Source organism: Psychrobacter sp. DD43, assembly GCF_904846555.1.
Taxonomy (GTDB): domain Bacteria; phylum Pseudomonadota; class Gammaproteobacteria; order Pseudomonadales; family Moraxellaceae; genus Psychrobacter; species Psychrobacter cryohalolentis.
In genome coordinates, this window is the sequence record NZ_CAJHBE010000009.1 from 103,580 (window position 1) to 111,240 (window position 7,661).

Genomic DNA, 7,661 nt, shown 5'->3' on the forward strand with positions numbered 1-7,661 from the left:
AGACAGAATACAAATGCCAAACTGTTACATATAAAGATTGCACAGCGCTTTCAGGTAGTCAATTTATAAGACTTTATAACACAAATTACATAGCCACGTTATTTACTAAAAGAGCGTAATGCTATGATAAAACAACTTAGCTATTTTAGACGATTATTTTAAACCAGTTATTTGATAAGACTATAGCGAGCATAAACATGAGCAAAAAAAAGAATAAAACAGACAAGTCAGCAAAAGATGTGAGCGCGCCATTTAACGAGCAAGTCGTCGAGCAGCGTCTGATGCCCAATCCTTTGAGCAAATTTTCAATGGATGAAGATGCGCTGCGATTGGCATTGGTTACAGCCCAGTTCGCTCTGCGTGCGACGCGCCAGCCAGAATCACCGAGTACTGATAAAGCCATTGGGCTATTAGTATTAGTCAATGGTATGGAGCAGGCAGGTAAGGGGACGGCGGTAACGCAATTGCGCCAGTGGGTCGATCCGCGCCTGCTTAAGGTCGAAGCGACCATTGGTTATTGTCCTTTAGCACACCAACCGATTTGGCAGACGCATACCAAAGCCATGCCGCGCCACGGTGATGTGATGGTATATTTTGGCAACTGGTATGCAGATTTACTTTATAACGTGATGCGCATGGCAAGCGCAGAGAGCGAAAAGTCAGAAAAAAATAAGAAGAATAGGGGTATTGAAGCGTTACCAATTGGTCAATGGCAAGACTATTTACGCCAGCAGCTAACAGAATTGCAAGCTTTTGAGCAAGACCTTGTGGCAAATCAAACGCAGCTACTAAAGTGCTGGTTTCATGTCGATATCGAGACTTTGCAGGCGAGGCTTAATGATGACGAGCCAGATCCGAAATTTCTATACCAAATTGATTGGCATGATATGACGATAGTGGCTAAGTTCAATGAAGTTGCTGCCGAATTATTACGCCAGCAAGGCGATTGGATTATCATCGATGGCGCAGATAAATTGCAAGCAGCCATACATTTTTGTCATGAAGTCTTACATGCGATGCAAAAAGCGTTGTTTAGCAGCCGAGGAGAAAACAGTGCAGAATCAGATCAAGCACAAGATTCAAAGGGTACTCATAATAATCAAATAGAGTATCAGTCAATAAAGTTTGAGCGAGTAAAAATACCTAAGGTACTTACTGATATCGAAGATTCAGATATTGATAAATCTGACTACAATGACGCATTGGCTAAGAAGCAGGCACGCTTGGCAGAACTGTTACGTGCGCGTCAAGGTCAACATGTGGTGTTTGCCTTTGAAGGTATGGATGCAGCAGGAAAGGGCGGCGCTATTAAAAGACTGGTGGCGCCACTTGATCCACGTGAATATCAAATTTATAATATTGGCGCGCCCATGTTATATGAGCTACAGCATCCTTATTTGTGGCGTTTTTGGCAAAAGCTTCCGAACGAGCAGACAGACCGCATCAGCCGTATTGGTATTTTTGATCGTACTTGGTATGGGCGTGTCTTGGTAGAACGTATTGAAGTCTTTGCGACGGATGATGAGTGGCAGCGCGCTTATGATGAAATCAATCGCTTTGAAGCTGCCTTGGCAGCGTCAGGTACTCTGGTCATCAAGTACTGGCTGGCAATCGATAAAAAAGAGCAGCTTAAGCGTTTTGAGGAACGTGAAGAAACTGCATACAAACAATTTAAATTGACCGACGACGATTGGCGTAACCGTGATAAATGGTCAGATTATGTACAATCGGCGGCTGATATGCTGGCACGTACGGATACTAAGAACGCCCCTTGGTGTGTGATCGCTAATAATGACAAGCGCCAAGCGCGTTTAGAGGTGTTAGACCACGCTATCGAGCAGCTATCCGCGTTGCTTGCTGCCAGCTAAGTCATAAAGTGCTACATAGATAAGTTTTCTTAAAGCCTTGGAATGCGTAGCAAATGCTAAGCGGAAATTATTTATCTTATAGAAGCACTTTTAAGCCTATTCTTAAGCAGCTACCTATTCATTTATAGCTATTAATTTCCGCTGTTATCACTTGAATTGACTATGGCAATTCAAGTGTGTGTTGGCTAAAAATAACCCTATAACGTCTGATCTAAAGTGTATATTTCTTAAATCTTATATTCACAGTTACAAATCTTGTAATATCATCATGCATTATGCGTCTATATTTAATATAATAGGCGCGTAATGAGCGTTGCTATCTATTAAAATAGCTTGGTCTTCTGTTTATTTGTCTTTAATATCAATGTATTATTCACGATAAATAGCTTGTATAGAAGAACGCTATTATCATAAAAACGTAAGCCGCAAGATGCTTTAATCAGACGATTTGGCAATACCACTTGCGGCTTTATGACATTTTACTTAGGCGTTTTATCTTAGTTTCTGATTGTCGTTAAGCTCAATTGCTTATTTGCAAATGGCTATAACCGCTAAGATAAGATAATAAGGAGGGTGTCAAAGCATTGAGGCAGCTGTCTCAACACAGTATTCTAAAATTGTATTTCAAATAACCACGTTGCGCGCATGTTATTGTATTTTTGGGTAGTAATAATCACATCATTAATAGCCGCGTAATGTCATCATTTGTCAATAATTTCAATCAGCTTACGCAGGACGTATCAACGTATGGGTATTAGCAGCAGCTCTACAGAACCAACAAAATCAGTCGGCTCTATGAGAATCAATCTATTTTTTGCCATTTTAATGATTGGAATGACCGCCTACTTTTTGTGGTGGGGTCTAGATTACACCATGCACCAGCAGACGACGCTATTTATTGTCGCTACTGCTTTTGGTGTTTTTATGGCATTCAATATCGGCGGTAATGATGTCGCCAACTCTTTTGGTACCTCAGTCGGTGCAGGGACCTTAACCATCCCGCAAGCGCTAGGTATCGCGGCGATATTTGAAGTATCAGGCGCCGTGCTGGCAGGCGGTGAAGTGACCGATACGATTCGAAGCGGCATTGTCGATTTAGATGGTCTTTCAGTAACGCCCAACCAGTTCATTTATGTCATGCTTTCAGCGCTCATTGCTGCTGCATTTTGGCTGTTGTTTGCCACCAAAAAAGGCCTGCCGGTTTCGACTACACACGCGATTATTGGCGGCGTAGTTGGTAGCTCTATTGTATTGGGTATCACCTTAGGTGGTACTGAAATGGCATTGTCGACAGTGAATTGGGGCAAGATTGGCACGATCGCCATCTCTTGGGTTTTGTCACCGCTACTAGGCGGCGTTTTGTCTTATCTGCTATATGGACAGATTAAGAAAAACATCATTGAATATAATGATAAAACAGAGGCGCATATTGCTACTCTGAAAGACAGTAAAAAGACGTTAAAGCTGACGCACAAAGAGTACTTGGATGGTTTAACCGAGTCTGAGCAGTTGTCTTATACGTCAGCGATGTTGCGTGACCAAGAAATCTATAAAGATGATGATTGCGTCGTTGAAGATTTAGAGACGAACTATTACAAAGAACTTTATGAGATTGAAAACGAGCGCAGCAACCTCGATACCTTAAAAGCACTCAAGCAATGGGTGCCTATTATTGCGGCTGCAGGCGGCGCAGTCATGGCCTCTTTGGTCATCTTCAAAGGTTTAAAAAACGTCAATAATGGTATGACGACGTTGCAAGGCTTTTTAATTATGGGGATGATCGCAGCATTAGTATGGCTTGCGACTTATATTTATACTAAGAGTATCCGCGGTAAGCACAAAGAAGATTTGACCAAAGCCACGTTTATTATGTTTAGCTGGATGCAAGTCTTTACTGCATCAGCGTTTGCTTTTAGTCATGGTTCTAACGATATTGCCAACGCTGTTGGTCCATTTGCAGCGATTATGGATGTTATCCGTACCAATAGTATCTCAACAGAAGCAGCAGTACCACCTGCTGTGATGTTAACCTTTGGTGTGGCATTGATTGTCGGTCTTTGGTTCATCGGTAAAGAAGTGATTCAGACTGTCGGTACCAATTTGGCAAAAATGCATCCTGCTTCTGGTTTCTCAGCTGAGTTGGCTGCAGCTGCGGTTGTGATGGGTGCGTCGACGATGGGCCTACCAGTATCGAGCACGCATACCTTGGTCGGTGCTGTACTTGGCATTGGTATCGTCAATAGAGATACCAACTGGGCGCTGATGAAACCAATTGGTTTGGCATGGATTATTACCCTTCCTGCAGCAGCAAGTATGTCTGCAATCAGTTATATAGTGCTGATAAATATCTTTTAAAAGTTGAAATCAAAGTCATTTAATTTTTGATTAATACAAATAAAAAACGCTTATCGATATCATATCGGTAAGCGTTTTTTTATAGAAAAATATAGGTGTCATCTATATATTAGTCAGTACCAAACTGCTTACGCTTCTTAGCAAAAAAGCGGTCTAAGCGATCCATAGCGTCTTCTAAGTCGTGTAAGTTGGGTAAAAACACCAAGCGGAAATGGTCATTTTTATCCCAGTTAAATCCTGTGCCTTGTACCATCAAGACGTTTTCTTCTAACAATAAATCCATCATAAACTGCATATCATCTTTGATAGGGTAAATCTCAGGATCCATCTTTGGAAAGCAGTAAAACGCGCCTTGTGGCATGGTACAAGAGATACCTTTTATCGCATTAAGACGGGTCACTGCCAACTCGCGCTGCTTGTACAAGCGCCCTTTTTTAGACGTTAGGTCCTTCATGCTTTGATAGCCACCCATCGCTGTCTGAATCGCATATTGTCCTTGAACGTTAGAACACAGACGCATAGATGCAAGCATATCTAAACCTTCGATAAAGTCAGCCGCATGTTCTTTACGACCTGAAACCATCATCCAACCGGCACGAAAGCCTGCGATACGATGTGATTTTGATAAACCATTATAGGACAACACCAATACTTCATCGGTCAAAGTGCTCATCGGCGTATGTTCCATATCATCATAGAGAATACGGTCATAAATCTCATCCGCCATGATGATTAAATCATGCTCTTTTGCGACCTCGACGATTTGCAGCAGTACTTCATCACTGTACAGCGCGCCTGTCGGATTATTGGGATTAATAACTACGATGCCTTTGGTTTTGCTGGTGATTTTAGATTTGATGTCTTCAATATCAGGATGCCAGTTATCTTCTTCATTACAGCGATAATGTACCGCCGTACCGCCTGCGAGATTGGCAGCTGCCGTCCACAGTGGGTAGTCTGGCATCGGAACCAGCACTTCATCGCCATCATTCATCAGCGCTTGCAGGGTCATGACAATCAGCTCAGAGACGCCATTACCTAGATAGACATCACGAACATCAACTGCCGATAGCAGTCCCTTTGATTGGTAATATTGCAATACGGCTTTACGCGCTGAAAAAATCCCTTGCGAGTCTGAGTAGCCCGTCGCTTCCGGCAGATTCATCGCCACATCACGCAAAATCTCATGCGGTGCTTCTAAACCAAAAGGAGCAGGGTTGCCGATATTTAGCTTTAAGATACGCTTGCCTTCGGCTTCCATTTTATTGGCAGTTTGCAGCAGAGGACCGCGAATGTCGTAGCAGACGTTTTGTAATTTATCAGATTTTTTTATTGAGTTCATAGAGTGACCACTCATCAGGTTATTTGGTGAATTTTTGTGGGGAGTAGAAGAGGTAGTTGTTGTTGGTGTATTTTGACTAGTGCTATGAGGTTGCTCACCTGCATCGACAGCTTTATCATTATCAGACGATATACTGTCAGAATCGTCATCTGATTTGCTATCACTTTCAAGCTCACCGCGCAACAAATACCCTTCGCTACAACCTAAGAGTCGTGCAAGGGTAGGTAGCTTAGATGAGACAATCCCATTGGTCCCACGCTCCCAATTAGAGATAGCACCGCGGCTGACTTTAGCGCCAGCAGCAGTCATCGCTTGTGCCAGCTGCTCTGCCGTCATGCCTTTGTCACGGCGCAGCTGTACCAGTCGTTCAGCCTGTGTGCTTTTAGTCTTGTCATCAGCCGTCATTATGTAAGCCTTTTTTATTTTATGAATCTGTCATTAATCAGGTAACGAAACCAACTCTCTTGGATAAGTATTAAGCTAATGCTTTAAAAGAGAACTACTTTTAATTAACTGTCAATGCAAGATATTATTGCATATAGAAATTAAATGCAAGTTCTTTGTATATTATAGATTTTTAAAATGTAAGAAAATCTTGCATTGCAGAGATTTATAATGCATTAAGAGACTTCAGCTCAATAATAAACGATCTAACTTGTGATTTTTCGATATCAAATTGCCTACAGTATCTGGCACTGCCATTCCATGCAGTGAGTATTCTTGTTATAAACATCTTGAATAATAAGACGCTCGCCAACAGATAAAGCCTATCGTTTTTATAAAAAATAGCGATAAAGCCTCGATAAACCATTACTCACAATAGAGTAGACAATCAGTCATTCCATAAGGATACGTTATGCAAGACAATCAACTGAGCAAAGAAAAAATCAGCCAATTGACCGAGGCTGACTGGAAAGAGCGCTTAAGTGCTGAGGAGTATCATGTGTTGCGCGAGAAGGGCACAGAGCGACCATTTACGGGCGTTTACAATGATATTAATGATAAGGGTATTTATCGCTGTAAAGGCTGCGGTGCTAACTTGTTTGAATCAGACAATAAGTTTGATGCAGGGTGCGGTTGGCCAAGCTTTGATCAAGGTATCGATAATAGCGCCATCGATGAGCATATCGATGATTCGCTAGGCATGCGCCGTACTGAAGTGACTTGCAGCAATTGCGGCGCGCATTTGGGCCATGTATTCCCTGACGGTCCAAGTGAGACCACTGGCATGCGCTATTGCATCAACTCGTTGTCTATCGATTTAGATAAGTCTGAAGAATAGTGACAGCGGCGTGTAAGCTAATGAGGTAGTAGTAAAAAGAGTAGGGAGTATTGATATCTCCCTACTTATTATTAATATCACTAAGCTTATTAACCACAGTGTCTAACCTTTGATAGCAAACAAATAACTCATTTAAGGATGAATAATGACTACTATTTATGATTTTAGTGCTGAGCGTATCGATGGCACGACGCAAAATTTCTCTGACTATAAAGATCAAGTGTTGCTAATCGTTAATACCGCAAGCAAGTGTGGCTTTACGCCGCAGTTTGAAGGCTTAGAAGCGCTGTATCAGCAATATAAAGATCAAGGTTTGGTAATTATCGGTTTTCCCTGTAATCAATTCGCCAATCAAGATCCTGCTAATAATGATGAAATTGGCGCATTTTGCCAAAAGAACTATGGTGTGAGCTTTCCAATGATGGCAAAAGTCGACGTCAATGGCAGTGATGCTCATCGTGTGTTTGAATGGCTAAAAAATCAAAAAGGCGGGCTGCTCACAGACAGTATCAAATGGAATTTCTCCAAGTTTTTAATTGATAGTAAAGGGCAGGTAATTGCTCGTTATGCACCAACGACCAAACCTGAAGCGCTCAAGGCTGATATAGAACAAGCGCTGGCGGCAAAGTAAGTACTAGAGTGAAAAAGATTAACTATTCTGCGAAATTATAAAATCAATTAAAACAGATGCTTATAAATTTAATCACCAAAATAAGCAAAAATCTGTGATAAATATCAAAATAGTGTTTGACAGCCATGTGTAAATCTATATAATACACACCCACAGCAGCAGAGCTTAGTGACAAACTTAGAG

Annotated in this window: 5 protein-coding genes; 4 read left to right on the forward strand and 1 reads right to left on the reverse strand. The window is 41.7% G+C overall.

The window, feature by feature from the left end:
- The first annotated feature begins 197 nt into the window (after positions 1-197).
- Positions 198-1,868: an ATPase gene (locus JMX89_RS06885; protein ID WP_201551221.1), complete on the forward strand. Its 1,671-nt coding sequence runs from the start codon at positions 198-200 to the stop codon at positions 1,866-1,868.
- Positions 1,869-2,615: 747 nt separating this feature from the next.
- On the forward strand, positions 2,616-4,223 hold the full coding sequence (locus JMX89_RS06890) for an inorganic phosphate transporter (RefSeq protein ID WP_011513041.1): 1,608 nt from the start codon (positions 2,616-2,618) through the stop codon (positions 4,221-4,223).
- 109 nt (positions 4,224-4,332) lie between these two features.
- Here JMX89_RS06890 and JMX89_RS06895 read toward each other — a convergent pair whose 3' ends face one another.
- Entirely contained in the window at positions 4,333-5,970 is a 1,638-nt protein-coding gene (locus JMX89_RS06895; protein WP_201532078.1) for an aminotransferase class I/II-fold pyridoxal phosphate-dependent enzyme, read from the reverse strand.
- Between the two features lie 451 nt (positions 5,971-6,421).
- Between JMX89_RS06895 and msrB the strand changes: the two genes are divergently transcribed.
- Both msrB and JMX89_RS06905 read left to right on the forward strand, forming a co-directional pair.
- Positions 6,422-6,847: a peptide-methionine (R)-S-oxide reductase MsrB gene (gene msrB, locus JMX89_RS06900; RefSeq protein WP_201532077.1), complete on the forward strand. Its 426-nt coding sequence runs from the start codon at positions 6,422-6,424 to the stop codon at positions 6,845-6,847.
- A 145-nt stretch (positions 6,848-6,992) separates the two neighbouring features.
- Positions 6,993-7,478: a glutathione peroxidase gene (locus JMX89_RS06905; RefSeq protein WP_201532076.1), complete on the forward strand. Its 486-nt coding sequence runs from the start codon at positions 6,993-6,995 to the stop codon at positions 7,476-7,478.
- Positions 7,479-7,661: the final 183 nt, after the last annotated feature.